Annotated in this window: 23 protein-coding genes; 13 read left to right on the top strand and 10 right to left on the bottom strand. The window is 72.4% G+C overall.

Annotated features, from left to right (window positions below; genetic code table 11):
* Positions 1-85: 85 nt before the first annotated feature.
* On the top strand, positions 86-730 hold the full coding sequence (locus Phou_RS00635; protein ID WP_178134947.1) for a TetR/AcrR family transcriptional regulator: 645 nt from the start codon (positions 86-88) through the stop codon (positions 728-730).
* Positions 731-743: 13 nt separating this feature from the next.
* Here the strand turns inward: Phou_RS00635 and Phou_RS00630 are convergent, their stop codons facing one another.
* From Phou_RS00630 to Phou_RS00615, 4 genes are read right to left on the bottom strand one after another with little or no spacing between them, the layout of a single operon-like run.
* Complete coding sequence (locus tag Phou_RS00630) at positions 744-1,817, bottom strand: ABC transporter ATP-binding protein (protein ID WP_173052573.1); 1,074 nt, start codon at positions 1,815-1,817, stop codon at positions 744-746.
* A complete protein-coding gene (locus Phou_RS00625) occupies positions 1,814-2,629 on the bottom strand; it encodes a carbohydrate ABC transporter permease (protein WP_173052571.1) in 816 nt (271 codons plus the stop codon). The genes Phou_RS00630 and Phou_RS00625 overlap by 4 nt, the downstream gene beginning before the upstream one ends.
* Positions 2,626-3,474, bottom strand: coding sequence for a carbohydrate ABC transporter permease (locus Phou_RS00620; protein WP_173052569.1), 849 nt, complete (start codon positions 3,472-3,474; stop codon positions 2,626-2,628). The genes Phou_RS00625 and Phou_RS00620 overlap by 4 nt, the downstream gene beginning before the upstream one ends.
* Positions 3,474-4,814 (bottom strand): ABC transporter substrate-binding protein, encoded by a 1,341-nt coding sequence (locus tag Phou_RS00615; protein ID WP_173052567.1) that lies wholly within the window; start codon positions 4,812-4,814, stop codon positions 3,474-3,476. The genes Phou_RS00620 and Phou_RS00615 overlap by 1 nt, the downstream gene beginning before the upstream one ends.
* Before the next feature lie 126 nt (positions 4,815-4,940).
* Here Phou_RS00615 and Phou_RS00610 point away from each other — a divergent pair, with 126 nt between their 5' ends.
* A complete protein-coding gene (locus Phou_RS00610; protein ID WP_173052565.1) occupies positions 4,941-6,260 on the top strand; it encodes a glycoside hydrolase family 18 protein in 1,320 nt (439 codons plus the stop codon).
* A 166-nt stretch (positions 6,261-6,426) separates the two neighbouring features.
* Here Phou_RS00610 and Phou_RS00605 read toward each other — a convergent pair whose 3' ends face one another.
* Both Phou_RS00605 and Phou_RS00600 read right to left on the bottom strand, forming a co-directional pair.
* Positions 6,427-7,176: a zf-HC2 domain-containing protein gene (locus Phou_RS00605; RefSeq protein WP_173052564.1), complete on the bottom strand. Its 750-nt coding sequence runs from the start codon at positions 7,174-7,176 to the stop codon at positions 6,427-6,429.
* Between the two features lie 24 nt (positions 7,177-7,200).
* Positions 7,201-8,004, bottom strand: coding sequence for an SAM-dependent methyltransferase (locus Phou_RS00600; protein ID WP_173052562.1), 804 nt, complete (start codon positions 8,002-8,004; stop codon positions 7,201-7,203).
* Positions 8,005-8,071: 67 nt separating this feature from the next.
* Here Phou_RS00600 and Phou_RS00595 point away from each other — a divergent pair, with 67 nt between their 5' ends.
* Positions 8,072-8,863: a PPOX class F420-dependent oxidoreductase gene (locus Phou_RS00595; protein ID WP_173052560.1), complete on the top strand. Its 792-nt coding sequence runs from the start codon at positions 8,072-8,074 to the stop codon at positions 8,861-8,863.
* Here the strand turns inward: Phou_RS00595 and Phou_RS00590 are convergent.
* Both Phou_RS00590 and Phou_RS00585 read right to left on the bottom strand, forming a co-directional pair.
* Positions 8,847-9,968 (bottom strand): glycoside hydrolase family 113 protein, encoded by a 1,122-nt coding sequence (locus tag Phou_RS00590; RefSeq protein ID WP_173052558.1) that lies wholly within the window; start codon positions 9,966-9,968, stop codon positions 8,847-8,849. The two genes, Phou_RS00595 and Phou_RS00590, sit on opposite strands and share 17 nt — an antisense overlap.
* Positions 9,965-10,507, bottom strand: a complete 543-nt coding sequence (locus tag Phou_RS00585; protein ID WP_246273099.1) for a DUF1203 domain-containing protein — start codon at positions 10,505-10,507, stop codon at positions 9,965-9,967. Before Phou_RS00585 ends, Phou_RS00590 begins: the two co-directional genes overlap by 4 nt.
* 82 nt (positions 10,508-10,589) lie before the next feature.
* Between Phou_RS00585 and Phou_RS00580 the strand changes: the two genes are divergently transcribed.
* A complete protein-coding gene (locus tag Phou_RS00580; RefSeq protein ID WP_173052556.1) occupies positions 10,590-10,940 on the top strand; it encodes a DUF1801 domain-containing protein in 351 nt (116 codons plus the stop codon).
* Between the two features lie 206 nt (positions 10,941-11,146).
* Here Phou_RS00580 and Phou_RS00575 read toward each other — a convergent pair whose 3' ends face one another.
* Positions 11,147-12,076 carry a DUF559 domain-containing protein gene (locus Phou_RS00575; protein WP_173052554.1) on the bottom strand — a complete coding sequence of 310 codons (930 nt, stop codon included), beginning with the start codon at positions 12,074-12,076 and terminating at the stop codon, positions 11,147-11,149.
* 143 nt (positions 12,077-12,219) lie between these two features.
* On the opposite strand from Phou_RS00575, the gene Phou_RS00570 reads away from it, so the two are divergent.
* From Phou_RS00570 to Phou_RS00530, 9 genes are all read left to right on the top strand, one after another.
* A complete protein-coding gene (locus Phou_RS00570) occupies positions 12,220-13,074 on the top strand; it encodes an LLM class F420-dependent oxidoreductase (protein ID WP_173052551.1) in 855 nt (284 codons plus the stop codon).
* Positions 13,075-13,184: 110 nt separating this feature from the next.
* A complete protein-coding gene (locus Phou_RS00565; protein WP_173052549.1) occupies positions 13,185-13,940 on the top strand; it encodes an ABC transporter ATP-binding protein in 756 nt (251 codons plus the stop codon).
* Entirely contained in the window at positions 13,940-14,884 is a 945-nt protein-coding gene (locus Phou_RS00560) for an ABC transporter permease (RefSeq protein WP_173052547.1), read from the top strand. The genes Phou_RS00565 and Phou_RS00560 overlap by 1 nt, the downstream gene beginning before the upstream one ends.
* The gene (locus tag Phou_RS00555) at positions 14,881-16,506 is read left to right on the top strand and encodes an FtsX-like permease family protein (RefSeq protein ID WP_173052545.1); all 1,626 of its coding nucleotides are present in this window, start codon (positions 14,881-14,883) and stop codon (positions 16,504-16,506) included. Before Phou_RS00560 ends, Phou_RS00555 begins: the two co-directional genes overlap by 4 nt.
* A 158-nt stretch (positions 16,507-16,664) precedes the next feature.
* Positions 16,665-17,246, top strand: a complete 582-nt coding sequence (locus tag Phou_RS00550) for a response regulator transcription factor (protein ID WP_173052543.1) — start codon at positions 16,665-16,667, stop codon at positions 17,244-17,246.
* Positions 17,247-17,417: 171 nt separating this feature from the next.
* Positions 17,418-20,147 (top strand): class III lanthionine synthetase LanKC, encoded by a 2,730-nt coding sequence (gene lanKC, locus Phou_RS00545; protein WP_173052541.1) that lies wholly within the window; start codon positions 17,418-17,420, stop codon positions 20,145-20,147.
* Positions 20,148-20,164: 17 nt separating this feature from the next.
* Entirely contained in the window at positions 20,165-20,317 is a 153-nt protein-coding gene (locus tag Phou_RS00540; RefSeq protein WP_173052539.1) for a SapB/AmfS family lanthipeptide, read from the top strand.
* A gap of 80 nt (positions 20,318-20,397) precedes the next feature.
* The gene (locus Phou_RS00535) at positions 20,398-22,056 is read left to right on the top strand and encodes an ABC transporter ATP-binding protein (protein WP_246273097.1); all 1,659 of its coding nucleotides are present in this window, start codon (positions 20,398-20,400) and stop codon (positions 22,054-22,056) included.
* Positions 22,057-22,087: 31 nt separating this feature from the next.
* Positions 22,088-23,779: an ATP-binding cassette domain-containing protein gene (locus Phou_RS00530; protein WP_173052535.1), complete on the top strand. Its 1,692-nt coding sequence runs from the start codon at positions 22,088-22,090 to the stop codon at positions 23,777-23,779.
* Positions 23,780-23,896: 117 nt separating this feature from the next.
* On the opposite strand, the gene Phou_RS00525 is transcribed toward Phou_RS00530, so the two are convergent.
* Positions 23,897-24,451, bottom strand: coding sequence for a response regulator transcription factor (locus tag Phou_RS00525; protein ID WP_173052533.1), 555 nt, complete (start codon positions 24,449-24,451; stop codon positions 23,897-23,899).
* Between the last annotated feature and the right edge of the window lie 134 nt (positions 24,452-24,585).

Raw genomic sequence — 24,585 nt, 5'->3', positions numbered from 1 at the left:
AAACGAACACTCGTTCTCTTGCAATCAGGCTGCCATCGACCGCCGTCCGGTGTCAAGAACGAGCATTCGTTTTACGATGTGTGCCATGCCACGCCGCACCGAAGCCCACCTCGCCGCCCGCCGGCGCCAGATCCTCGACGCCGCCCGGACGTGCTTCCTGCGCAAGGGGTTCCACGCCACGTCCATGCAGGAGGTGATCGAGGAGGCGGGGCTGTCTGTCGGCGCTGTGTACCGCTACTTCCGCGGCAAGGACGAGATCATCGCGGCGATTGCGGAGGACGCCACCGACCGGGTGATCGGCGCGTTCGCCCGGGTCGCGGCGGACCCGGCGCCGGTGCCGCTGCTGGAGGCGATGGACCGCGCGCTGGCCAGCGCCGAGATGGAGACCAGGCCGGGCGGCGCGTTCCCGCTGGCGGTCGAGGTGTGGGCCGGCGCCGCCCGCGACCCGGCGCTGCACACGCTGATGGCCGCGCGGTACGCGCCGATGCGGGACAGCTTCGTCACGCTCGCCCGCCGTGCCCGCGACCGCGGCGAGCTGCGACCCGACGCGGACGTGGCGGCCGTGGGGGCGGCGCTGTTCGCACTGGTGCCCGGGTGGGCGGTGCAGCGGCTGCTGACCGGCGAGCCCGAGCGCCGCACCGTGGTGGCCGGCCTTCGCGCGCTCCTCCCGCCTGTCGATCAGGGACCTGGTGGGCGTGTCGGGCGGCGCGCCGCGCCACGAAGTCCCTGATCAACCGGCGAGGTCAGGTCGCGAGGGCGAGGCCGGTCGCGGGGTCGTACAGGCGCAGGGACTCGGGTGCGGCGCGCAGGTAGACGTGCTGGTCGGGCTCGGCCGGGAACGTGGTGGGAGCCTGGACCTTGACCTGCTCGTCGCCGAGCCTCGCGGTCAGCAGCAGCGCCGCGCCGGTGGGCTCGACGACCTCGATCTGCGCGGGCACCCAGCCGGGCTGGGCGGACGCGTCGACCTGGATGTTTTCCGCGCGGACGCCGACCAGCACGTCGCGACCCTCCCACGTGGACAGCTCGTCGGGGGCGGGCAGCGTGGCGTCGCCGACCGCCAGGGCGCCGTCGCGGACATGGGCGGTCAGGAAGTTCATCGGGGGCGAGCCGAGGAAACCGCCGACGAAGCGGTCGGCCGGACGGTCGTACACCGCGAGCGGCGTGCCCAGCTGTGCCACCTTGCCCTCGCGCATCACCGCCACCCGGTCGCCGAGGGACATGGCCTCGGCCTGGTCGTGCGTCACGTAGAGCGTGGTGGTGCCGAGCTGCCCGACGATGCGCTTCAGCTCGGCGCGGAACTGCAGCCGCAGCAGGGCGTCCAGGTTGGACAGCGGCTCGTCCATCAGCAGCACGTCCGCGTCCACCACGATCGCGCGGGCCACCGCGACCCGCTGCCGCTGGCCGCCGGAGAGCTGGGCCGGGTAGCGGTCCAGGTACTCCTCCAGGTGCAGCAGCTCCGCGGCGTGCTTGACCCGCCGCTCGACCTCGTCCCTGGGCACCTTGCGCATCGTGAGGCCGAAGCCGATGTTCTGCCGCACCTTCATGTGCGGGAAGATCGCGTAGGACTGGAAGACCATCGACAGGCCGCGCTGGCGGGCCGGCAGGTCGGTGACGTCCCGCCCGCCGATGCTGACCCGACCGCTGTCCGGCGTCTCCAGCCCGGCCACCATGCGCAGCAGCGTGGTCTTGCCGCAGCCGCTCGGCCCGACGAGCACGAGGAACTCGCCGTCGGCCACCTCCAGCGACACCTCGTCGGTGGCGCGCTTGCCGCCCGACGCGTACGTCTTCACGAGGCTTTCCATCACCACAGCACTCATCGCAGTGTCGTCCCCCACATGTTCAGCAGATAGCGCCGCATCACGGCGATGAAGACCACGGCCGGCAGGACAAGGGCGAGGCCGCCGGCGAAGCGGTACGCCAGCGGCGAGTCGGACAGCGTCGTGAGCACCTGCGCGGGCAGCGTGCGCTGGTTGAGGGTCAGCACGGTGGCGCCGAGCACCTCGTTCCACGACAGCATGAACGCGAACATCGCCGCCGCCGCGATGCCCGGCAGCGCCTGCGGCGCCACCACGCGCAGGAACGCCTGCGGGGCCGAGGCACCGAAGATCATCGCGGCCTCCTCCTGCTCGCGGGAGACGCCCACGAAGATCGCCGCGGTGATCAGCACGGTGGTCGGCAGGGCCAGCGCGGTGTGGATGAGCATCACGGCGTATGTCGTGTCGTACATGCCCACGTCCAGGAAGATCCGGGCCAGCGGCACCGACAGCACGACGATCGGCAGCGCGCGGATGAGCAGCAGGAACAGCTGGTACGTGTCCCGGCCGCGGAAGGCGTACCGGGCCACCGCGTACCCGGCCGGCACGCCCACGAGCAGCGCCAGCACGACGGTCCCCAGCCCCACGGTCACCGAGTTGATGAAGCCGCCGGTCACGCCCGTGGAGCGCAGGAACGTCGACATCGTCTCGGTCGACGGGTCGGTCGGCAGCAGCGGGAGCGGGAAGCGGTTGAGCGAGTCGCGGCTGGACAGTGCGGCGAGTGTGATCAGGTAGAGCGGTACCCCCATGAAGAGGGTGATCGCCACGCAGGCCGCCTGGACCGCGGCGCGGTTGCCACGACGGCGGGCGTTCATCGGGCCACCGTCCGGTCGCGCAGCAGCCGCAGGTAGCCGATCGCGGCGAGCATCGACACGGCCAGCACGACGAGCGCGATGGCGCTGGCGACGTTGGGGTTCTGCAGCACGTTGTACCACTCGTAGGTCTCGCCCACGAGCAGCGGCAGGTTGCGCCCGGTCAGCGCCTGCGCCACCGCGAACGTCTCCAGCGCCAGGATCGTGCGCAGGATCAGCGCGACCTGCAGGCTGGGCCGCAGCTGGGGGAGGACGACGTGGCGCAGCCGCTGCCAGTACGAGGCGCCGAAGACCTCGGCCGCCTCGTCGTAGTCCTTCGGGATGCCCTGGAGGCCGGCGACGACGATGACCAGCACGAGCGAGGTGGAGCGCCACAGCTCGGCGACAACCACGGTGAGGAACATCGAGGTCGTGTTCTCGTACGACAGCCACGCGTACCCGTCGAGCCCCAGCCGGTCCAATGTGGAGTTGAGGTAGCCGCGGTCGGCGAAGACCGACAGCCACACGAGGCCGGCGGCGAGGTCGCTGATGGCCAGGGGGATCACCCAGATGAAGAAGTGGACGCCGGCGAAGCGCGGCCGCTCGCGCAGCAGCAGCGCCATCGTGAGCGCGAACGCGAACTGCAGCGGCACCAGCACCACGACGAGCAGGGCGGTGTTGCGCACGGCTGGCCAGAAGTACGGGTCGTCGAGCATCCGCTCCACATAGGACGTCGTCGGCCCGTCCGGCCCGCTGAACGCCTGGCTGACGCCGACGAGCAGCGGCCAGGCGAACAGCGCGGTCATCACGACCAGCGACGGCGCGATGAGCAGCACCGCCGCCGGTACGCGGGCTCTCCTACGCGGCATCAGACGACCCGGCAGGGGTTGTCGCCGGGGTCGGGGCGCCAGCACGGCACCTTGAGCTCGTCGAGGATCGCGTTGAGCTGCGTGGCCTGCGCGTCCAGTACGCCCTGCACCGGCTTGCCGTCGAGGCACACCTCCTTGAACACGTTCTTGAAGATCTGCCCCACCTCGCCGTCGCGGGCGCCGACGCCGACCGGCGGCAGCGACACGATCGCGCCGTCCGCCTCCTGCTGCGCCTTCACCGCGCCCGCCTCGAGCTTGACCGCGCCGGGGAGGTCGGCGGGGATCTCGGCGCCGGTGACCGGGAAGAACGCGTTCTCCCGCAGCACGTCGGCCTGCACCTCGCCGGTGGTGAGCGCCTTGATGACCTCCTTGGCCTTGTCGGCCTCGGGCGCGCCCTCCGGGATCGCGAGGCCGGCCACGACGAGCATGTAGCCCAGGCCGCGAGGGCCTCTCGGCGCCGGCACCATCAGCCAGTCGTCGGGCTTGTCGCCGGGCGCGTCGCGCAGCCGGGCGACGTGGTCCCACGCGACAAGCACCTCACCGCGCTGCAGCGGCTCCTGCATGCTGTCGTAGTTGGTCGAGGCGGGCACGGTCTGCGCCCACAGCTGCTTCATGTAGTCCCACGCGACCGCCGCGTCCCGGCCGCGGAACGTGGTGATCTGCCCGCCGGTGAAGCTCGGCAGCAGGAAGCCCTGGAAGAAGCGGTGGTAGAGGCCTTTCGGGCCGGCCGGGAAGCCGAAGACGGGCTTGTTGCCGTTGGCCTGGCGGGCCGAGGTCATCCAGGACAGCAGCTGGTCGTACGTCAGCTTCTGCACGTCGGCGCCGCTGGGCAGCCACTCGAGCGCCTTCTTGTTGACGGCGAGGACGTAGGTGGCCTGCATCCACGGCACGTACCTCGTCGTGTCGCCGGAGAGCTTTGCCAGGTCGGTGAGGTCGGAGGAGAAGCCGCGGTCGCCGAGCGAGCCGAGGACGTCGCCGAGGTCGGTGAGGCGCTCGGCGTGCGGGGCGAGGTCGCCGTGCAGGCCGCCGAGCAGGCTGAGCTGCACCTTTCCGGCGTCCAACTGGGACTTCACGGTGGTCGCGAACGTCGGCGCGTCGACCGGGTTGAACGCCACCTTCGGACTGCTCACCCGGGCGCCGAGGATCTTTTCGAAGCGCTGTCTCTCCTCGACCTGCGTGAACTGCGTGGACAGGAAGTTGACCGCGCCCTCGCCACCGTCGGCGCCACTGGTCGAGACGCCGCCGCAGGCGGTCAGCGCGGGCGCCGCGGCGACACCGAGGCCGAGTCCGAGCAGGCCGCGGCGGGAGATTCCGGAGTGGAGCTTTATGCGGTTCGTCATCGTTACTCCCCAGGTACTGATGTCGGCACCGATACGTGAGAGTTAATGTATTTGATCCGCGTGGATCTCGCCGGACTCAAATCCATCACTCTTGCCAGAACAGGAAGGACTCTTTACTGTTCCCCCATGCGGAGACTGCTCGGCATCGCCATAGCCATAACCACCGTTCTCGCCGGCGCGGCCGCCGCTCCGGCCGCCGCCAGCGCCGGCTCCCACCGGGACGGCTTCGTCCGGGTCGGCTATTTCACCCAATGGGGTATCTACGGCCGGGCGTTCCCGGTCAAGAAGCTCGACACCTCCGGGGCGGCGAGCCGCCTCACCCACATCAACTACGCGTTCGGCAACGTGTCCGAGGACGGTCGCTGCTATGTGGACGGCGGACCCGGCGAGGGCGACGCGTGGGCGGACTACCAGCGGCCGGTGCCGGCCGAGGAGAGCGTCGACGGCGTCGCGGACACCTGGGGCGAGCCGCTCAACGGCAACTTCGGGCAGCTGCAGAAGCTCAAGGCCAAGCACAAGAACCTGAAGGTGCTCATCTCGCTTGGCGGGTGGAGCTGGTCCACGTACTTCTCGAACGCGGCGCTCACCGACGCCTCGCGCAAGAAGTTCGTCGCATCCTGCATCGACCTCTATCTCAAGGGCAACCTGCCCAACCCGGACGGCAGCGCCGGCGGACCCGGCTCGCTCGCCGGCGTCTTCGACGGCGTCGACCTCGACTGGGAGTGGCCGGGCTCCAACGGTGAGCCGGGCAACGTGGTGCGCCCCGAGGACAAGCAGAACTTCACCAAGCTGCTCGCCGAGTTCCGCACGCAGCTCGACGCGCTGGGCCGGACCAGCCGCAAGCACTACGAGCTGACCGCGTTCGTACCCGCCAACCCGGCCACCATCGACGCCGGCTTCGAGGTCAAGAAGATCTTCAAGTACCTGGACTTCGCGACCGTGCAGGGCTACGACTTCCACGGCACCTGGGAGCAGCGCGCCAACCAGCAGTCCGCGCTGCGGGTGCCGGCCGGCGCGCCCGACAACCCGGACTTCTCCGTGGACTCCACCATCCAGGCGTGGGTCGACCGCGGCGCGCCGCGCAGGGAGCTCGTGCTCGGCGTGCCCTACTTCGGCCGCGGCTGGACCGGCGTCACCGGCGGGCAGAACGGCCTCTTCGGCACCGCGACCGGCCCGGCGCCGGCCACGTTCGAGGCGGGCAGCGAGGACTACAAGAAGCTGAAGACGCTGCCGTCGGCCGGCTTCACGGTCCACCGCGACCTGCGGGCGGGGCACGCGTGGCTGTGGGACGGCACGACGTTCTGGACGTACGACGACCCCGCGCTGGTGCTGCAGAAGGTCCTCTACATCCGCACCCGCGGGCTGGGCGGCGCCATGATGTGGTCACTGGATGGCGACGACGACAGCGCCACCCTCACCCGCACCATCCACTTCGGACTGCGCTAGCGCGCGTACCGTCCATTCAAGACAGAGAGGTGAGCTACCGCGACGCCCGTCGTGGTCCGGACCGTCGCTCCCGCGGCCTCACCGTCCGCGTCGGGCGAGCCGCCCCCCGGCCTTTCGGCCGGGGGGTTCCGGTTTCCCCGCTCCGAGCAGGGACCGCCGGGCCGGGTCAGGCGGCGCGGCGGGCCTGAGCCGGGCGGTCACGGACCAGGCGCAGCGCCGGGCGGCTCGCCGGCTGGTCGAGCTCGTCGAAGCGGGCCCGCCACGCCGGGCGGGGCGGGCGCTGGCCGCCGGCCGGGCCGCCGCGGGCCGGTTGGAGGCGGGAGAGCACGAGCACCAGCAGGTACCCGACCAGGATGAACGCGTGGCTGAGCACCCGGTCGAGGTCGACCCGGCCGGCGATCACGTCACTCGCGGTGAGCAGGCTGAGCGCGGCCACGAACGCCGTCAGCGTCGGGATCAGCCCCGAGCCCGGCCCGCGGCTGAACGCGATCCAGGCGAAGCCGGCGCCGATGGCCACGTTCCAGGCGGCGGACTCGTGCCACAGGTGGTCCGGACCCACGCCGAACGTGTGCAGGTGCCGCCCGGCCGCGAAGCCTCCGATCTGGGCCGCGCCGAGCAGGAACTGGACCACGCCCAGCGCGCCCAGCGCCACCCGCACCGCGCGGACCAGGCGGCCGCGGGCCGGACCGGGCGCGGCAGCGAGCACCTCGTCACTCACCGTGACCTCGTGTGTGACCACGCTGGTGCGGACCACGCGGGTCACCCGCGCCGCGGCGTCCCACCACTGCCGGCACGCAGCGCAGCCGGCCAGGTGCGCGTCGGTCACCGCGCGCTCGGCCGGATCGTCCTCCCCGTCGAGGCGCGCCGACAGCGCCTCGCGAAACTCATCGCACCCCACATAGGGATAGTCGGTCACGAGGCCTGGCGAGTTCCATCGGGGTTACCGGCGGAACCCGACCGCCGCGTACCCCGGGTAGTCCTCCGGCCGCTCGGGCAGCTCGTCCTCGTCCGGCCGCCACTGCGCCATGTACACCAGGCCCGGCTCGACCAGGTCGTACCCCGTGAGCAGCCGGTCCACCTCGGCACGCGAGCGCATGGTCATGGGGGTGGGCGTGCGCGCGTAGAGCGCGCGGTGCTCGTCGGCCCTGCCGCCCTGCCCGTCGGCGGTGGCGTGGCACACCGCGATCGCGCTGCCCGGGGCGGTGGCCTGCCGGTAGCGCGCGATCACGCCGGCCGGGTCGTCGGCGTCCGGCACGAAGTGCAGCACCGCCACCATCAGGACGGCGACCGGCTTGTCGAGGTCGAGCGCGCCCTCCTTCTCGGCGAGATCGAGCACGTTCGCCGGCGAGCGCAGGTCGGCCTGCACGGCCGTGACCTGCGGGTCACCGTCGAGGATCGCCCGGCTGTGCGCGACGGCGACCGGGTCGATGTCGACGTACACCACACGGCACGCCGGGTCCTCCGCCCGCGCCACCTCGTGCACGTTGCCCACCGTCGGGATGCCGGAGCCCAGGTCGAGGAACTGCCGCACACCCGAGCTCACCAGGAAGCGCACCGCCCGCCGAAGGAACGACCGGTTGGCCCGCATGATCAGCGGCAGCTCGGGCCACCCCGCGAGCGCCTGCGCGGCCATCTGGCGGTCGATGGCGAAGTTGTGGGCGCCGCCGAGGTAGTAGTCGTAGACCCGCGCCGCGTTCGGCCGGTCGAGATCAACGCCGTACGGAGCCCAGTCCGGCCTAGTCACCGGACCACCCTAGCCGCCGGCCGGACGCGCACTGTCACGATCCGCCGCCGCGGTACGTCCACCCCGCATGACCAGAAGCCTGTACGTCACGCTCGTCACACTCCTCGGCGCCGTGCTCACCGGCGTGGCCGCCGTGTGGTGCCTCGTCGCGCCGGGCTCGTTCGCCGACTTCGTGGAGTTTCCGCGGCACGCGCACTTCGTCCACGACCTGGGCGCCTTCCAGCTCGGCCTCGCGGTGTCGCTGCTGCTCGCCCTGACCTGGGCGGACGGGCTCGCCACCGCGCTGGGCGGCTTCTTCGTCGCGAACGCGGTACACGCCGTCAACCACGCCGGCGACCTCGACCTCGGCGGCCGCGACTCCGACCCGTGGCTGATCGGCGCGATGGCGGTGCTGGTCGGCGCCGCGCTGGTGGTACGCCTGCGACAGCTGGGATGGGTGGTCGGCGAGGTGTCGGTGGCGGCAAGCCCCGCCCTCACCCCGTTCGTGCGGCAGAAGACGGTGCGGCTCACCACGTACCGGCGCGACGGCCGCCCCGGCGCCAGCCCGGTGAGCATCGCGGTCGACGGCGAGCGCGCGTTCGTGCGGAGCTTCGAGAAGTCGCTCAAGACCCGGCGGCTGCGCCGCGACCCGCGCGCGGTGATCGCGCCGTCCACCGGCCGCGGCCGGGTGACCGGCGACGGGGTACCGGCACGCATGCGCCTGCTGCACGGCGAGGAGGAGCGGCACGCGGCGCGGATGCTGCGCGCCAAGCACCCGTTCCTGCACGGGTTCTTCGTGCCGCTGACGCACCGGCTCGCCCGCTCCAGGACCGGTCGCACCGTCCACTTCGAACTCGTGCCGGCTACCGGCGCCGAGTGAGGTTGTGCCGGGCGACCGCGTGGAAGGAGAGCTTGGGCTCCCAGCGGTACGGCGAGGCCGGGTCGAGGTGGTCGCGGCGGATCACCTTGACCAGGCCGAAGCCGGCCATGTCGAGGTCGTACCGGGGATCGGGGGAGTGCGGTGAGTCGGCCATGACGAACGTGTACGGCGAGGCGCCGAGGAAGCCCTCCGCCTCGAACACGTCCAGCATCCGGGCGAGGTGGTCGGCCTGTACCCGCTCGCTGCGCACGTACCCCTCGGGGATCGTCGGCACCGGCGACTCCCAGTCGACGATGTCCCACCCTTCGCCGCCGCGCTCGGGAGCACCCTCGTACGTGCAGCAGCCGAACTCGAGAATCATGATCGGCTTGCCCCACCGGCGGGCCGGCGCGAGCGCGGCGGCGTGGTCGGCCGCGTCCTCGTGGTAGTCGTAGTAGTCGAGCCCCACGATGTCGAAGCGGGTCCAGTCGATCGTCTCGACGCCGGCGATCGCGCCGTACGTGATCCGCCCGCCGAAGTGCCGCCGCGCCACCGCCGCCGCGCTCTCCAGCAGCGCGTCGAGGCGCTGGAGGAACACGGCGAAGTCGTACTCCTCCTCGTGCAGGTACCGGATGCGGTCCAGGAACGTGTCCCCGGGCACGATGCCGGGCGCGAAGAGCAGGTACTCGCAGCCGACGGCGAGGATCACCTCCGGCTCGTACCGCCGCCGCAGCCGCTCGGCCTCGCGCGCGGTGCGGGCCAGGTGCGCGAGGATCTCCTCCTGCGGCCGGTCGAACAGGCGCGGCTGGATCGTCACCTGCAGCCCGCGCCGCAGCGCGCCGGTCGCGGCCTGCACGAGGCGCCCCACGTGCGTGCCGAAGACCGTGACCGCGTTGCAGTGCAGCCGCTCGTCGATGGCGCGCAGGTCGTGGGCGAGCATCGACCCGCTCCACCACGGGCGGGTCAGCGCGCCGAGGAACGCGGTGCCGGTGTCGTACGTGACGCCGCGGTACGTGAGACCGCGCTTTCGCGGCCCCGCCTCGGCCGGCCCGCCCACCAGCGCGGCCGTGGACGCCAGCAGCCCGGCCGCCGCGGCGCCGCGCAGGAACTCCGCTCGACTCATCATGTCCACGATGGTCGGTGCCGCCCACGCCGCCGCGCATGGGCCGTCGGTCGGCCGCGCGCCGACTTAGGTCGAAGGCGGCCTATACCGCTGGTACGACCGTGAACATGTAGCAGCCGTACGCGACGTTGCGGCTGTGCACCCGCACGACGCCCGGCGCGGCGAGCACCTTCGCGATCGCGGCCTCGGGTCGCTGCCGTCGTGCACGCGCGTGGCCGGGTGGATCCAGCCCGCGCGTCGTACGCCCGGAGCACCTGCGACCGCCCCCGCCAGCCCTCCGGGTACCCACCGGCGTCCGGGCCCGCGCAGCGCTCGGCGTGCGCGAAGACGGCGCCGACCTCGCGGTACGGGCTCGGCGGCAGCGGCGGCTCGTACCCGAACAGCATCAGCTCCTCGCCCGCCGCGGCGTCGCGCAGGCAGCAGCGCACCGGCTCGCCGCCGGTCGCGGTCACCCGCTCGACGGGGTTGCCGGAGGCGTCCAGCCCGCTCGCGCGGACGGTGTCGAGGAGGGCGGCCGGCAGCGCGTGGATTTCGTACGTCATGCCTCAACGGTGGCCGACGAGCGCGCCCCTGGCTGGCGGGTTTCGGACGTCGGGTTGGGGGCCGCGCTGGCATAGTGCGCACATGGACGATGAGTTGGAGCGGTGGCTGGCCGCCGCCGAGCCGGCGACCGCCGACCTGGCCCGGCGGGCGTGCGCGCTGGTCACCGACGTGCTGCCCGACCCGGTCGTGACCGTCGACGACGACCTTGTCGGTTTTGGTACCGCGCCCGGCTACAAAGGGCTGCACTTCACCGTCGCCGCGTACCGCGCGCACGTGACGCTCGGCATCGCCCGGGGCGCCGCGCTGCCCGACCCGGCCGGCCTGATGGAGGGCAAGGGCAAGGTCCATCGCCACGTCAAGCTCCGCGCCGTCACCGACCTGGAACGCCCCGAGCTGCGCGCACTGATGGAGTCCGCCGTCCACGCCGGCTGACGCACATCAACCTCCGCGCAGCACTCCACAGTGGAGACCCATGCGGGTTGCCGCCTCACCCTCCGCGGTCGCCCAGCTTAACCCAGGAGCCGCCCCGGCAGATCTTGGCAGGTTAGCGTCGATATAACGCGCTAACTCGCCAAGATTTCGAAGCTCACACCGTCTGCAGCTGATCGGCAGTCGCGGACCGCGACGAGGGGGAGATCTCACGTGGCGAGTGCTGCGCTCAGCTGTTGCGCGACGTCGGCGGGACGGTGACGGACCTGCCAGGCGGAGAAGCGTAGGACGCGGTCACCGCGGATCCAGATCTCGTTCTGGCGGCGCATGTCCGCCTCCCACTGGCCCGCCTCCATGTGGTGGGCGCCGTCCACCTCGACGTGCACGCGCTGCTCCCGCCAGTAGGCGTCCAGGTAGCGGATGCGCCCGGCCCGGTCGCGCCGCCGCTCCTGCAGGTCGGGTACGGGCAACCCGTGCCGGCGGCACAGATTGACAAAGTCGATCTCCGATAGTGCGGTGGCCCCGCCTTCGGCCAGCGTCAACGTCTCCAGCACCAGCCGGCGGCGGCTGGCGCGGGGCAGGTCGGACAGCACCGCGCGGACCTCGGCGGGCGTGACGAGCCGCTGTTGGCAGGTGGCGGCGACCACGGTCCGGGCCTCGTCGTCGCCGCGTGCCCACTGCGCCGCGTCCGCCACGGCACGTGCCATCGTCGTCCGCATCGGGCGCCCGACCTGTACGTGGTGGTCGGGCAGGACCGTGGTCCGGTGCACGATCACCGCGGGCATGTCGAGCGGCATCCGGCCACGCAGGCTCGCGGCCCGGCCGGGGTCACGGACGAGGAGATGGATCGGGCCCGGGCGGGGCCAGCGCAGGCCACCCTCGCGGGCGGCGGTGAGTCCACCGAGCAGCGCGCCCTTGCCCGCGGCCAGCACCGCGACCCACAACGCCTGGCCAGCGGTGAGCGGACCGTTGTGAGCGATCAGCACGCCTCGACAGGCTCTGCGCCACCGCCCGGACGCGGTCAGAGTGCGGACCCGGCCGGTGCCGACGACGGCCGCGGCCTGTGCGGTGGTGAGGACGCCGTCCTGCTCGAAGAGCAACCACTCCAGCGCGGTCGCCGCGCGTCCGGGTACCGGCATCCGGGAAGTGTGTGAGCGTCCCCGGCCGGCGGCAAGGGGATGCGGCCAAAGCGTGGGTAAGAACGGGTGCGGACGGACCAGGCCGGTTTCGTGGGCGAGGACGACGGCGTGGACGCGGTCGCGGACGCGAGTAGGTTGGCGGGGTGCGTATCGGCATTCAGATTCCCAGCTTCACGTACCCCGGCGGTCAGGAGCAGATCGCCCCGACGTTCGCGCGCGTCGTGCGCGAGGCCGACCAGGCGGGTCTGGCCAGCCTGTGGGTGATGGACCACTTCTTCCAGATCCGCGGTGTGGGCGCGGCCGAGGAGCCGATGCTGGAGGGCTACTCGGCGCTGGCGTACGCGGCGGCGATCACCGAGCGGATCACGCTCGGCACGATGGTCACCGGCGTCGTGTACCGGTACCCCGGGATCCTCATCAAGACGGTGACCACCCTCGACGTCCTTTCCGGCGGGCGGGCCTGGTTTGGCGTCGGCGCCGCGTGGAACGCGGAGGAGTCGGCCGGCCTCGGCGTGCCGTTCCCGCCGGTGGCGCGGCGGTTCGAGCAGTTGGAGGAGACGCTGCGGCTGGCCAAGCAGATGTGGGCCGGCGACGAGAGCGCGTTCGACGGCAAGCACTACAAGCTGGAGCGGCCGCTCAACTCGCCGCCGCCGGTGAGCCGGCCGCACCCGCGCATCCTGGTCGGTGGCGGCGGGGAGAAGAAGACGCTGCGCCTCGTCGCGCGGTACGCGGACGCCACCAACCTCTTCGACACGCCGGAGCTGCCGCACAAGCTGGACGTGCTGCGGGAGCACTGCGCGCGGGAGGGCCGGCCGTACGGCGACATCGAGAAGACCGCCCTCTCGGTGCTGACCGCCGACTCCACGCCCGACCAGCTCCAGGAGATCGTGGGGCGGCTCGGTGAGCAGGGCGTCGACCAGGTCATCTTCTCGGCGCGCCAGCCGCACCTGCCGAACGCGGTGGCGCTGCTGGCCGGCGTGGCCGCCACGTTCGCCTAAAGACAGGGCCGGGTTCGCACGAGGAGGGGGTCGCCCACCTTCCTCAGACCGAGGGCACCACCCTCCTCAGGTAGGACGGATCGGACCGTAGCAGCCCTTACCGTGTGTGCATGACGACAACGACCACGGACATCGCCGCTCGGGCGGTCGACGCGTGGAAGGTATACGGCAGCGGCGAGGCGCAGGTCATCGCGCTTCGCGGGGTGAACGTCGAGCTCGAGAAAGGGCGCTTCACTGCGATCATGGGCCCCTCCGGGTCGGGCAAGTCGACGCTCATGCACTGCCTCGCCGGGCTCGACGCGCTCACCCGGGGACAGGCCTTCATCGGTGACACGCAGATCACCGGGCTCAGCGACAGCGGCCTGACGAGGCTGCGGCGGGACCGGGTGGGCTTCATCTTCCAGCAGTTCAACCTGCTGCCGACGCTGACCGCCGAGGAAAACATCCTGCTGCCGCTCTCCATCGCCGGCCGCAAGCCGGACCCCGACTGGTACAAGACGGTCATCGAGACCGTGGGCCTCGGCGACCGCCTCGGTCACCGGCCGAGCCAGCTCTCCGGCGGCCAGCAGCAGCGGGTGGCGTGCGCGCGGGCGCTGGTCGCCAAGCCGGAGGTCATCTTCGCGGACGAGCCGACCGGCAACCTCGACTCCCGCTCCGGTGCCGAGGTGCTCGGCTTCCTGCGCAACTCGGTGCGCGACTTCGGACAGACCATCGTGATGGTCACGCACGACCCGAACGCCGCGTCGTACGCGGACCGGGTCGTCTTCCTCGCCGACGGCGCGGTCGTCGACGAGATGGTCGAGCCGACCGCCGAGGGCGTGCTCGACAAGCTGAAGAACCTCGACGTCACGGCGGGCGGCGTCTGATGCTGCGGGCCAGCCTGAAGAGCCTCTTCTCCCGCAAGCTGCGCCTCACGCTCGCGATCGTGGCGATCGTGCTGGGCGTGTCGTTCCTGTCCGGCGCGTTCGTGCTGACCGACTCGCTCGGCGCGCGCTTCGAGCGCCTGTTCACGAGCATCAACCAGAACGTCGACGTCCAGGTGGCGCTCAACGACGAGGGCCAGGACGAGGACCCGCAGCCCAAGCTCACCCAGGCGCAGATCGACGCGCTCGGCGCGCTGCCCGGCGCCCAGTCGGTCTCCGGCGACGTGAGCGCGATGGGTGTCATCCCGTTCGACCGCGAGGACGGCAAGCCGGCGACCACGTCCGGCGCGCCGCAGATCGGCGGCGGGGTCAAGGGCGACGACCCGTTCGCGCTGGTCCAGCTCGCGGACGGCCGGTGGCCGTCCGCGGACGACGAGGTCGTGATCTCCCGGTACACCGCGGACCAGACCCACTCCGCCACCGGCGACCGCCTCAAGATCTTCCTGCCGGAGGTGAACGAGGCGCACGAGTTCACCATCACCGGCACCGTGGTCTACGACGGTGACCGGGACTCGCTCGCCGGCGAGACGCTGATCCTCTTCGAGGAGGGCTTCGCGCAGCGCACGTTCTACGGGCAGGAGGGGCTGTTCTCCGGCGCGTACCTGGCCGCGCGCGACGGCGTCACCCAGGAGCAGTTGCGCGAGCAGGTCGCGCCGCTGGTGCCGGGCGGGTTCGAGGCCAAGACCGGTGACCAGGCGAACGAGGACGCGGCCAACGACGTGCAGGAAGGGCTCTCGGCCCTCACCACGTACTTCTTCGGCCCGTTCGCGATCGTGGCGCTGCTGGTCGGCGTCTTCCTGATCTTCAACACGTTCAACATCCTGGTCGCTCAGCGCGCCTCGGAGCTCGCCCTCTTCCGTGCGATGGGCGCGAGCTGGGGCAGGTGACCGGCTCGGTGCTGATCGAGGCGGTGCTCGTCGGCGTGGTCGGCTCCACGCTCGGCCTGCTCGCCGGCATCGGTCTCGGGCTCGCCGGCAGCGCCGCGCTGACCGCGCTCATCGGCGCGCAGCTGCCGGGCGCGGGCATCACGGTGAGCGCCACACCGGTGATCCTGGCGTACGTGGTGGGCATCCTGGTCACGGTCGTCTCCGCGTTCGTACCGGCCATCCGGGCCTCCGCGGTGCCGCCGCTCGCGGCGATGCGCGAGGTCAACCGCCCGGACAAGCCGCTGCGGGTACTGACGATCGTCGGCCTCGTGTTCGCGGTGCCGGGGCTCGCGCTGCTGCTGCTCGGCCTGATCGGCTCGTCGTTCACCCCGCTGCTGTTCGGCGCGGTGCTGGCGTTCCTCGGCGTGGTGATCCTCTCGCCGCTGCTGACCAAGCCGCTCGCCGGCCTGATCGGCAAGGCGGTCGGGTGGGGCATGAGCGGACGCCTCGGCGTACGCAACGCGCTGCGCAACCCCCGCCGCACCGCGGTCACCGCCGCCGCGCTGATGATCGGCGTGACGCTGGTGAGCGCGGCGAGCGTGCTGGGCGAGTCGTTCACCCGCACGATCGACCAGACCATCAACGCCTCGGTCGGCGCCGAGGTCATCGTCCAGACCAACACCACCGCCGGCCCGCCCGGCGAGGTCGGTTTCCCCGACCGCGCCACGGAGCAGATGCGGCAGGTGCCCGGCGTGGCCGAGGTCGTGCCGCTCTACATCTCCCTCGAAGCGCGGGTCGACGGCGGCGCGCCGCCGTTCGGCGGCACGTTCTCGACCGACGACATGGCCGTGACGCGCGACATGTTCTCGATGAAGACGATCGAGGGTGATCTGCGCACGCTGGGGCCGGGCGAGTTCGTCACCGACGAGAACACGTTCAAGTCGCGCGGCTGGGAGGTCGGGCAGAGCGTCCCGATCAAGCTGGACAAGGGCGGCGAGCAGCAGTACCGGCTGGTCGGCGTCTACGAGTCGACGCCGATCTGGACCGACACGCTGATCCTGCCGAAGGACGCCGTGGCCAGCTTCGCCGGTCCGCTCGCGCTGCAGGGCTACGTCAGCCTGCGCGACGGCGCGAACCCGGACACGGTGGTCGGCGACATCGAGCGGGTCATGGCGGACTACCCGCTGGTCACGGTGGGGGACCGGTCGGCGTTGCTGGACCAGTTCAACAGCTTCATCGACATCGCGCTCGGCATCATCTACGTGCTGCTGGGCGTCGCCATCCTCATCGCGCTGCTCGGCATCCTCAACACGTTGCTGCTGAGCATCTTCGAGCGGACCCGCGAGCTGGGCCTGCTGCGCGCGGTCGGCCTCAACCGCCGCGGCGTGATGCGGATGGTGGGTACCGAGTCCGTGGTGATGGCCGTCTTCGGCTGCCTGCTCGGCATCATCGTCGGCGTCGGGCTGGGCGCGGCGCTGTCGTCGGCGCTGATCGACCGCGACTTCCTCACCGTCGTCGCTATCCCGTGGGTCAGCCTGATCGTGTTCGTGGTGGTCGCGATGATCGCCGGTGTCCTGGCCGCGCTGTGGCCGGCCTGGCGCGCCGCGCGGCTGAACGTGCTGCAGGCGATCGCCTACGAGTAACCGTCCTGTTTAAGGGGCCCCGGGGGTATTTAGACCCCGGGGCCTCTTTCATTCAGCGTGAAACCCGGTAGCGGTCGAACTGCGGGATAACGGGGAGAAAAGGCACGCGTGGTGCGCTTGTCAAGCGGTCGTCAAGTGCGTGTGCTAGATAGGTATGCGTGATTCGGACATTGCTGATCCTCGATGGGGCGCTCGTCCGTGGTGCGCTCGCGTTCGTCCTGTCCGCGCAGGACGATATCGACGTGGTGGGTGAGGGTGACACCGGCGACGACGCCACGGCCCTGATCCGCTCCCTCCGGCCCGATGTGGTCGTCACCGATCTCGGCGTGATGGCGGGACCGCACCGCCGCTTCGCCTGTCCGGCACTCGTCCTCGCCTCGCAGCAGCAGGCGCGGCGGCTCGTGGCCGCGGTACGCCAGCAGGCGCAGCCGTGCGGTTTCCTCGGCGACCACGTCGCGCCGCAGCGCGTGGTGGACGGTGTGCGTCGCCTGGCCAGGGGTGAGCCGGTCGCCGACGCGCGCCTCGCCGTCGCGGCGCTCAACCGGAGCAACCCGCTGACCGAGCGGGAGACCGAGATCCTGGAGATCGCGGCCACCGGGTCGCCGGCCAAGGACATCGCCGCGCGGCTGCACCTCTCGCCCGGCACCGTCCGCAACTACCTGTCCCGCGTAGTGGCGAAGGTCGGCGCGCGCACGCGCATCGAAGCCGTGCGAATCGCCCAGGAATCAGGCTGGATCTGATCGACTAACGCCTATTGGCGTGATAGGGAATGCCACTATCGGCGTGTGAAAAACCCACGAGTAGCAAACGCCTTCCTCATCGTTCAGAGGTGACGGTCTGCACTAGAGGCGGCCCGGCTCAGTCGTCAGGATGAGCATCACCAATACGAAAGAACGAAGGCGAGTGGCCGGATGGACGATCGATACGAAGCGTTCTGCATGGCGAGTCCGTTGTTCTACGACGTTCTCCACTCCACGACGAAGGCATCGTTTCGTACCGCCGACCGCCCCCTCGCCGATGGCTGGATCCGCAAGGAGCAGGACGACTGGTGGGTCTTCCGACCCCCGGGTCGTAGCGGTTCCGGCCGGACCGACCTCCCGCCGCAGGGATGGAAGATCCACGTTTCCGCCACCCTCGACAACGCGGACCGCGTCCTCGACACCGTCTGGGACTACTGCGTTCCCCGCGGCATCGACTTCAAGTTCCTCCGCTCGCCCGGCGCGCTGCTCGGCCGCGTCTCCAAGTACGCGCCGCGCGGCTACAGCGGCAAGCTCGTCACCATCTACCCGGTCGACGACGACGCCTGCCACACGATCCTGCGCGAGCTTGGCGAGCAGCTCGACGGCGAGCCCAACCCCTACATCCTGAGCGACCTGCGCTGGGGTGCCGGCCCCCTCTTCGTGCGGTACGGCGCTTTCGCCGCCCGCTACTGCGTCGGGCCGAGGGGCACCGTCGTGCCGGCCATCGCCGACGCCAGCGGCACCCTCGTGCCGGACCGGCGCGACCCGGTGTTCCACGTGCCGGAGTGGGTGACCCTGCCGGACTTCCTCGCCCCGCACCTCGCCGCCCGCAACGCGGTGAGTATCGCCGACCTGCCGTACGAGATCGAGCGGGTGCTGCACTTCTCCAACGGCGGCGGCATCTACGTCGGCACGGAAAAGGCGACCGGCCGCTCGGTGGTGCTGAAGGAGGGCCGCCCGCACGCCGGGCTCGACGGCCGTGGCAAGGACGCGGCCGACCGGGTCGAGTGGGAGTACGAGGTGCTGCGGCGGCTCGCCGGCGTCCCCGGCGTCCCCGAGGTGTACGACCTGTTCTGGGTCGGCGAGCACCGGTTCCTGGCGATGGAGCACATCGACGGCACGCCGCTGAGCCGGGCCGTGGTGCGGCGGTTCCCGCTGACCGACCTCAACGCCGGTCCGGAGGAGGCGGCGGCCTACACCGAGTGGGCGCTGGGCATCCACGCGCAGGTGAGCGAGACGATCCGGGGCATCCACGAGCGGGGCCTCGTCTACGGCGACATGCACATGTTCAACGTGCTGGTGACCGAGGACGACCGCACCTTCCTGCTCGACTTCGAGGTGGCCTCGTCGATCGAGGAGGCGACCCGGCCGGCACTGGGCAACCAGGGCTTCAGCCCGCCGCGCGGCACCAAGGGCGTCGACGTCGACCGGTACGGCCTGGCCTGCCTGCGCTTCGCGCTGTTCCTCCCGCTCAGCAACATGGTGTGGCTGCACCGGCCGAAGGTGCACCACCACGCCGAGGTCATCGCCGAGCACTACCCTGTGCCCCCGGAGTTTCTGGCGGAGGGCGTCGAGGTGATCGCGCCCGGCACGGCGGCACCAGCGCCGTGGCCGGCCGCGCGGGCCGGCGCGGAGGACCTCGCCGCGACGTGGCCGAGCCTGCGCGACAGCCTCAGCCGCGCGATCCTCGCCAGCGCCACGCCCGAGCGCGACGACCGCCTCTTCCCCGGCGACGTCCAGCAGTTCTCCGAAGGCGGCCGGATCAACCTGTCGCACGGCGCCGCCGGCGTGCTGTACGCGCTCTCGGTCACCGGCGCCGGCCGCGACGAGCGGCTTGAGCAGTGGTTCCTCGCCAAGGTGCGCCGGCCGGAGAGCGGGACGAGTCCCGGCCTCTTCGACGGGCTGCACGGCGCCGCGTTCGTCCTCGACCACCTCGGCCACCGGCAGGCGGCGCTCGACGCGGTCGACCTGTGCCTGCGGGAGGAGTGGCAGTCGCTCGGCCTGGACCTGCAGGGCGGCCTCGCGGGAATCGGGCTCAACCTGCTGCACTTCGCCGATCACACCGGCGAGCCGGCGCTGCGCCTCGCCGCGCATCGGGCCGCCGAGCTCGTCGCCGAGCGCCTCGGCACCGTCGATTCCGTACCGGAGACGAGCGGCCGGGAAAACCCGCTGGCCGGGCTGATGCGGGGTTCGTCGGGTCCGGCGCTGCTGCTGATCCGCGCGTTCGACGACACCGGCGACCCGGCGTACCTCGACCACGCCGCCGTGGCCCTGCGGCAGGACCTGCGCCGCTGCGTCACCCGGGAGACCGGCGAGCTGCACGTCAACGAGGGGTGGCGCACGATGCCGTACCTCGACTCGGGCAGCGTGGGCGTCGGGCTGGCGCTGGACGAGTACCTCGCGCGGCGCCACGACGACGAGTTCGCCGAGGCGGCACGGGGTGCGGAGCTCGCCGCGCAGTCCACGATGTACGTCTTCCCGGGCCTGTTCTCGGGCCGCGCCGGGATCCTGCTCTACCTGGCCGCCCGCAGCGCCGACCCGGCCACCGACCCGCGAGTGGCCAAGCAGGTCCGCAACCTGGGCTGGCACGCCGTGCCCTACGGCGACGGGTTCGCCTTCCCCGGCACGTCGCTCATGCGCCTGTCGATGGATCTCGCCACCGGCACCGCCGGCGTGCTGCTGGCGCTCGGCGCCGCGCTGCACGGCGAGCCGGTGCACGCACCACTGCTCCACCCGGGCGCGCGGCGCTTCGTCCAGGGGCCGGCAAGATCCGGTCCGAGGAGCGAAGCGACGAGTCCGGATCGCGCTGGCGCCCTGGACGTTCAGCGAGCGGAGCGAGCGCAAGGCGGCTCGGCCCCACAGTCTCCCGCGCCGACCGGTGCGGGTCAGGTAACACCGTAGTAATGGGAGGAATCACCATGGCTCTGCTCGACCTGCAGGCGATGACCCAGGTACTCGAGACCGACGGCGGCGGCGGCCACAGCGGCACCAGCAAGAGCTGCGCCGAAAGTGACCTCAGCGTCACGCTGTGCCACGAGAGCGACCTGAGCGTCCTGCTCTGCCAGAACTGATCCAGCGGCACCAGTGAGAACCGCGGTCCCGGACGAATGTCGGTCGCCCGGGCCGCGGGCTTTCTATGAAGGGAGTCTATGTGTCGGCGACCTTCGCCGTGCTGGTCCGAAAGGGTGGTGCCTGGCTGCCGGTCATCGCCTTTTGCGCTGTCGTCGGCTCCGGCGTCACGCTCGCCCTGCCGGTCGTGCTGGGCCGGGCGATCGACGCGGTCGTGGCCGGTGACGGGTCCACCGCACGCTGGGTCGTTGTCGCATGCGGACTCATCCTGCTCAGCATGCTCGCCGACGTCGGCGGAGCGTTCGCGGGCGCGGCCAACAGCGCCGGCGTCACCGCGTGGCTGCGCGACCGCCTGGTCCGGCACACGCTCGCGGTCGGGCCGAGGGCCGGACGGGCGTTCGACGCCGGCGACCTCGTCAGCCGCGTCTCCAGCAACGCCACGGACGCCGCACAGGCCGGCCTTGTAACGATCTCCGTCGCGACCGCGCTGCTGCCGCCGGCCGGCGCGCTGGTGCTGCTGACCCTCATCGACCCCTGGCTGGCCCTCGTGTTCCTGGCCGGGCTCGCGCTGGTCGGGCTCGTGCTGCGGGCGTTCACGCGGCAGACGGCGGCGGTCGTCTCCGCGTACCAGCGCACCCAGGGCCGCCTCGCCGCCCGCCTCGCCGAGTCGCTCGTGGGCGTGCGCACCATCGCGGCCGCCGGCACCGTCGAGGCCGAGGAGCGGCGCGTGCTCGCCCCGCTCGACGAACTGCGCCGGCAGGGTGCGGACACCTGGCGGGTGCTGGCCCGCTCCAGCGCACAGGCCGCCGTCGTGGGGCCGCTGGTCCTGGTGGCCGTCCTGGCCGCCGGTGGCCTCGCGCTCGCCGACGGGCGGATCAGCGCGGGTGACCTCTTCGCCGCCAGCCGGTACGCGACGATCGGGGCGGGTCTCGGCAGCCTCACCGGCGTGCTCGGCGGGCTGGCGCGCGCCCGGGCCGGCGCGCGGCGCGCGGCCGAGGTGCTCGACACACCCACTGTCCAGCATGGACGGTCGGCGGTGCCGGACGGGCCTGGCACCGTGGAGTTCCAGGGCGTCGCGGCCCGCGGTGACGACGGCGCCGCGCTGCTCGACGGCGTCGACCTGGTGCTTCCGGGCGGCGCGACCGTCGCGGTGGTGGGCCGGTCCGGCTCCGGCAAGTCGGTCCTCGCCGCCCTCGCCGCCCGCCTGCGCGACCCCGACGCCGGCCGCGTGCTCCTCGACGGCGTGCCGCTGCCCGACCTCGACCGGGCCGCGCTGCGCACGGCGATCGGCTGCGCCTTCGAGCGGCCGGTCCTGGTGGGTGGGACGGTCGCCGACGCCGTCGGGCTCGGCCTTCCCCGCGACCGGGTACGCGCGGCGGCGCACGCCACCCACGCACACGACTTCGTCAGCCGGCTGCCCGAGGGGTACGACACACCGCTCGCCGACGCGCCCATGTCCGGCGGTGAGGCGCAGCGGCTGGGGCTGGCCCGCGCCTGGCACGCCGAGCGCCTGCTCGTGCTCGACGACGCCACGTCCAGTGTGGACACCGCGACCGAGGTGCGGATCGCCGCCGCGCTGACCGGGTCGGGCGGTGGCCGTACCCGATTGGTGGTCACCCACCGCGCGGCCACCGCCGCCCGCGCGGACGCGGTGGTGTGGCTGGCCGGCGGCCGCGTGCGCGCGATGGGCCGGCACGCGGACCTGTGGGACGACCCGGAGTACCGCGAGGTGTTCCAGTGAGCGCCCGCCCCGACACCGAGGGGGAGGCGCGATGAGGCGCGAGCTGCGGTACGCGGTCACGGGGCTGCGGCGGCGACCGCTGCTCCGGCTCGTGGCCTGGTCGGTGCCGGAGGCGCTGCCCTCCGCGGTGCTCGGCCTGGCGGTCGCGCACGCGGTCGACGACGGCTTCCTCGCCGGCCGCCCGCTGGTCGGGCTGGCCTGGCTCGGCGCGCTCCTGCTCTCCGGGCTGGCGGGCGCGGTCGGCGCGCGGCAGGTCTTCGCCGCCCTCGGCGACCTCGTCGAACCGGTCCGCGACGACCTCGTCCGGCGGGTGGTGTCGGGTGCGCTGCGGGCGGGGGCCGCAGGCCGGGCCGACGACGGCGCCGTGTCGCGGCTGACCCGGCAGGTGGAGATCGTCCGGGACAGGTACGCGGGCCTGATCGTCGTCTGCCGCGGCTTCCTCGTCACGGTCGTCGGCGCCACGGCCGGCCTGCTCACCATCGCGCCGCAGGTCGCGCTGCTGATCCTGCCGCCGTTCCTGCTGGGCTGCGCGCTGTTCCTGGCCACGCTCGGGGTGGCCGCCGGCCGCTACCGCGCCGCCGTGCGGGCCGACGAGCGGGTCGCCACCGCCGCCGGTACCGTGCTCGCCGCCACCCGCGACATCGCCGCCCGCGGCGCCGAGGAGCACGCCGCCCGCATGGTCGCCGGGCCGATCGCCGAGCAGGCCGCGGCCGAGCGGGGCCTCGCGTGGCTGGCCGTGCTCCGCACGCTGTGCTTCGCGGTCGGCGGGTGGCTGCCCCTGGTCGCCGTGCTGGCCGCCGGACCGTGGCTTGTCGACGGGGGCGTGACCGCCGGCGCCGTCCTGGGTGGACTGACGTACGTCCTGTTCGGACTCCAGCCCGCCCTCGCCCGCCTCTTCTCCGGCCTGGGCGGCAGCGGGCTGCGCTTCGTGGTGACGCTCGGACGGATCCTGGACGCCGCCGACCAGCCCGCCCCACCACCCCGGCCGGCCATCCCGCTCGGCTACGCGGTGGCGCTGCGCGGGGTCACCTTCGCGTACGGGCCGCACGCCGAACCCGTGCTCCGCGGCCTCGACCTCGACCTGCCCGAAGGCGATCACCTGGCGGTCGTCGGCCCCAGCGGCATCGGCAAGTCCACGCTCGCGGGCCTGGTGTGCGGCCTGCTCCGCCCGGACGCCGGCACCGTGCTGGTCGGCGGGTGCGCCGCGGTCGAGGTGCCGGAGTCGGCGCGGGTCCTGATCCCGCAGGAGGCGTACGCGTTCGCCGGCACCGTCCGCGACAACCTCACCTACCTGCGCCCCGACGTGCCCGATCCCACCGTCCTCGCCGCGGCCGAGGCCGTCGGCGCGGCGGCGCTGGTGTCCCGCCTTGGCGGGCTGGACGCCGACCTGCGCCCGGCCGAGCTCTCGGCGGGGGAGCGCCAGCAGCTGGCGCTCGTGCGCGCCTACCTCTCACCCGCACCCGTCGCGGTGCTCGACGAGGCCACCTGCCACCTCGACCCGGCGGCGGAGCGGGTGGCCGAGGAGGCGTTCGCCGCCCGCGAGGGCACGCTGGTCGTGATCGCCCACCGGATCAGCTCGGCGTTCAGGGCGCGGCGGGTGCTGGTCCTGGACGGCACGGGTGCCGCGCTGGGCGACCACGAGGGCCTGCTGGAAAGCTCGCCGCTGTACCGCGAGCTGGTCGGCCACTGGTCCGCCGCCGACGCTCCGGCCCCCACCCCCTGAGGCGCGGCAGTGGGTTTGCACTTGGCGCGACCAAACGCGGAGGGTGAGGCCGCGGGAGCAACGGTCCGGACCACGGCGGACGTCGCGGTAGCTCAATGGATCTTTGATGGGTCGAGATCAGATCCAGCCGGCGTCCTGGGCGATGCGGATCGCCTCGATGCGGGTGCGGGCGCCGGTCTTGGCGAGGATGCGGGACAGGTAGTTGCGGACGGTGCCGGCGCTGAGGTAAAGCTTCTGCGCGATCTCCTTGGCCGGTGCCCCGTCGAGCGCCATGCGGAGCACCTCGCACTCGCGGTCGGTCAGCGGGTTTTCGCTGGCGGTGAGTGCGGCGACCGCGACCTCGGCGTCCAGCACGGGCTCGCCCCGGGCCAGCTGGCGTACGCTCTCGACAAGGTCGTAGGGCGAGGTCTCGGCGCCGAGGAAGCCCACGCGCGGTGCGAGGCGGGCCAGCGAGCGGCCCACTCCGGCGCCGGCCTGGCGGTCGAGCAGGATCAGGACGCCGCAGGTGGGCACCGCGTCGCAGAGGGTCGGGCACAGCTCGGTGACCGCGACAGGACCGGGCAGGGCGATGTCGAGCACCGCGACGTGCGGATGGTCCCGGCGGGCGATCGGGAGCACCTCGTCGGAGCGGGAGAGCTCAGCCACGACCTCGAGATCGTCTTCGGCCGTCATGACAGCGGACAGTGCCTCGCGGACCAAACGGCCCCTCTGGCCCAGCAGGACCCGGATCAACCAGCCACCTCGCTCGCGCCTGCGGCGCCAAAGGACGCCACCTCACCGCATGGGCGCGGCCACGCTGCCGCGCT

It is taken from the genome of Phytohabitans houttuyneae (assembly GCF_011764425.1).
Taxonomy (GTDB): Bacteria; Actinomycetota; Actinomycetes; order Mycobacteriales; family Micromonosporaceae; genus Phytohabitans; species Phytohabitans houttuyneae.
The sequence above is the reverse complement of the archived record's forward strand: the minus strand, read 5'-3'. Positions and strand labels throughout refer to the sequence as shown.

Bases quoted from the DNA above. Each gene is read 5' to 3' on its own strand.
- Phou_RS00635 (WP_178134947.1), top strand. From the start codon at position 86: ATGCCACGCCGCACCGAAGCCCACCTCGCCGCCCGCCGGCGCCAGATC.
- Phou_RS00630 (WP_173052573.1), bottom strand. From the start codon at position 1,817: ATGAGTGCTGTGGTGATGGAAAGCCTCGTGAAGACGTACGCGTCGGGC.
- Phou_RS00625 (WP_173052571.1), bottom strand. From the start codon at position 2,629: ATGAACGCCCGCCGTCGTGGCAACCGCGCCGCGGTCCAGGCGGCCTGC.
- Phou_RS00620 (WP_173052569.1), bottom strand. From the start codon at position 3,474: ATGCCGCGTAGGAGAGCCCGCGTACCGGCGGCGGTGCTGCTCATCGCG.
- Phou_RS00615 (WP_173052567.1), bottom strand. From the start codon at position 4,814: ATGACGAACCGCATAAAGCTCCACTCCGGAATCTCCCGCCGCGGCCTG.
- Phou_RS00610 (WP_173052565.1), top strand. From the start codon at position 4,941: ATGCGGAGACTGCTCGGCATCGCCATAGCCATAACCACCGTTCTCGCC.
- Phou_RS00595 (WP_173052560.1), top strand. From the start codon at position 8,072: ATGACCAGAAGCCTGTACGTCACGCTCGTCACACTCCTCGGCGCCGTG.
- Phou_RS00590 (WP_173052558.1), bottom strand. From the start codon at position 9,968: ATGATGAGTCGAGCGGAGTTCCTGCGCGGCGCCGCGGCGGCCGGGCTG.
- Phou_RS00585 (WP_246273099.1), bottom strand. From the start codon at position 10,507: ATGACGTACGAAATCCACGCGCTGCCGGCCGCCCTCCTCGACACCGTC.
- Phou_RS00580 (WP_173052556.1), top strand. From the start codon at position 10,590: ATGGACGATGAGTTGGAGCGGTGGCTGGCCGCCGCCGAGCCGGCGACC.
- Phou_RS00575 (WP_173052554.1), bottom strand. From the start codon at position 12,076: ATGCCGGTACCCGGACGCGCGGCGACCGCGCTGGAGTGGTTGCTCTTC.
- Phou_RS00565 (WP_173052549.1), top strand. From the start codon at position 13,185: ATGACGACAACGACCACGGACATCGCCGCTCGGGCGGTCGACGCGTGG.
- Phou_RS00560 (WP_173052547.1), top strand. From the start codon at position 13,940: ATGCTGCGGGCCAGCCTGAAGAGCCTCTTCTCCCGCAAGCTGCGCCTC.
- lanKC (WP_173052541.1), top strand. From the start codon at position 17,418: ATGGACGATCGATACGAAGCGTTCTGCATGGCGAGTCCGTTGTTCTAC.
- Phou_RS00540 (WP_173052539.1), top strand. From the start codon at position 20,165: ATGGCTCTGCTCGACCTGCAGGCGATGACCCAGGTACTCGAGACCGAC.
- Phou_RS00530 (WP_173052535.1), top strand. From the start codon at position 22,088: ATGAGGCGCGAGCTGCGGTACGCGGTCACGGGGCTGCGGCGGCGACCG.
- Phou_RS00525 (WP_173052533.1), bottom strand. From the start codon at position 24,451: ATGACGGCCGAAGACGATCTCGAGGTCGTGGCTGAGCTCTCCCGCTCC.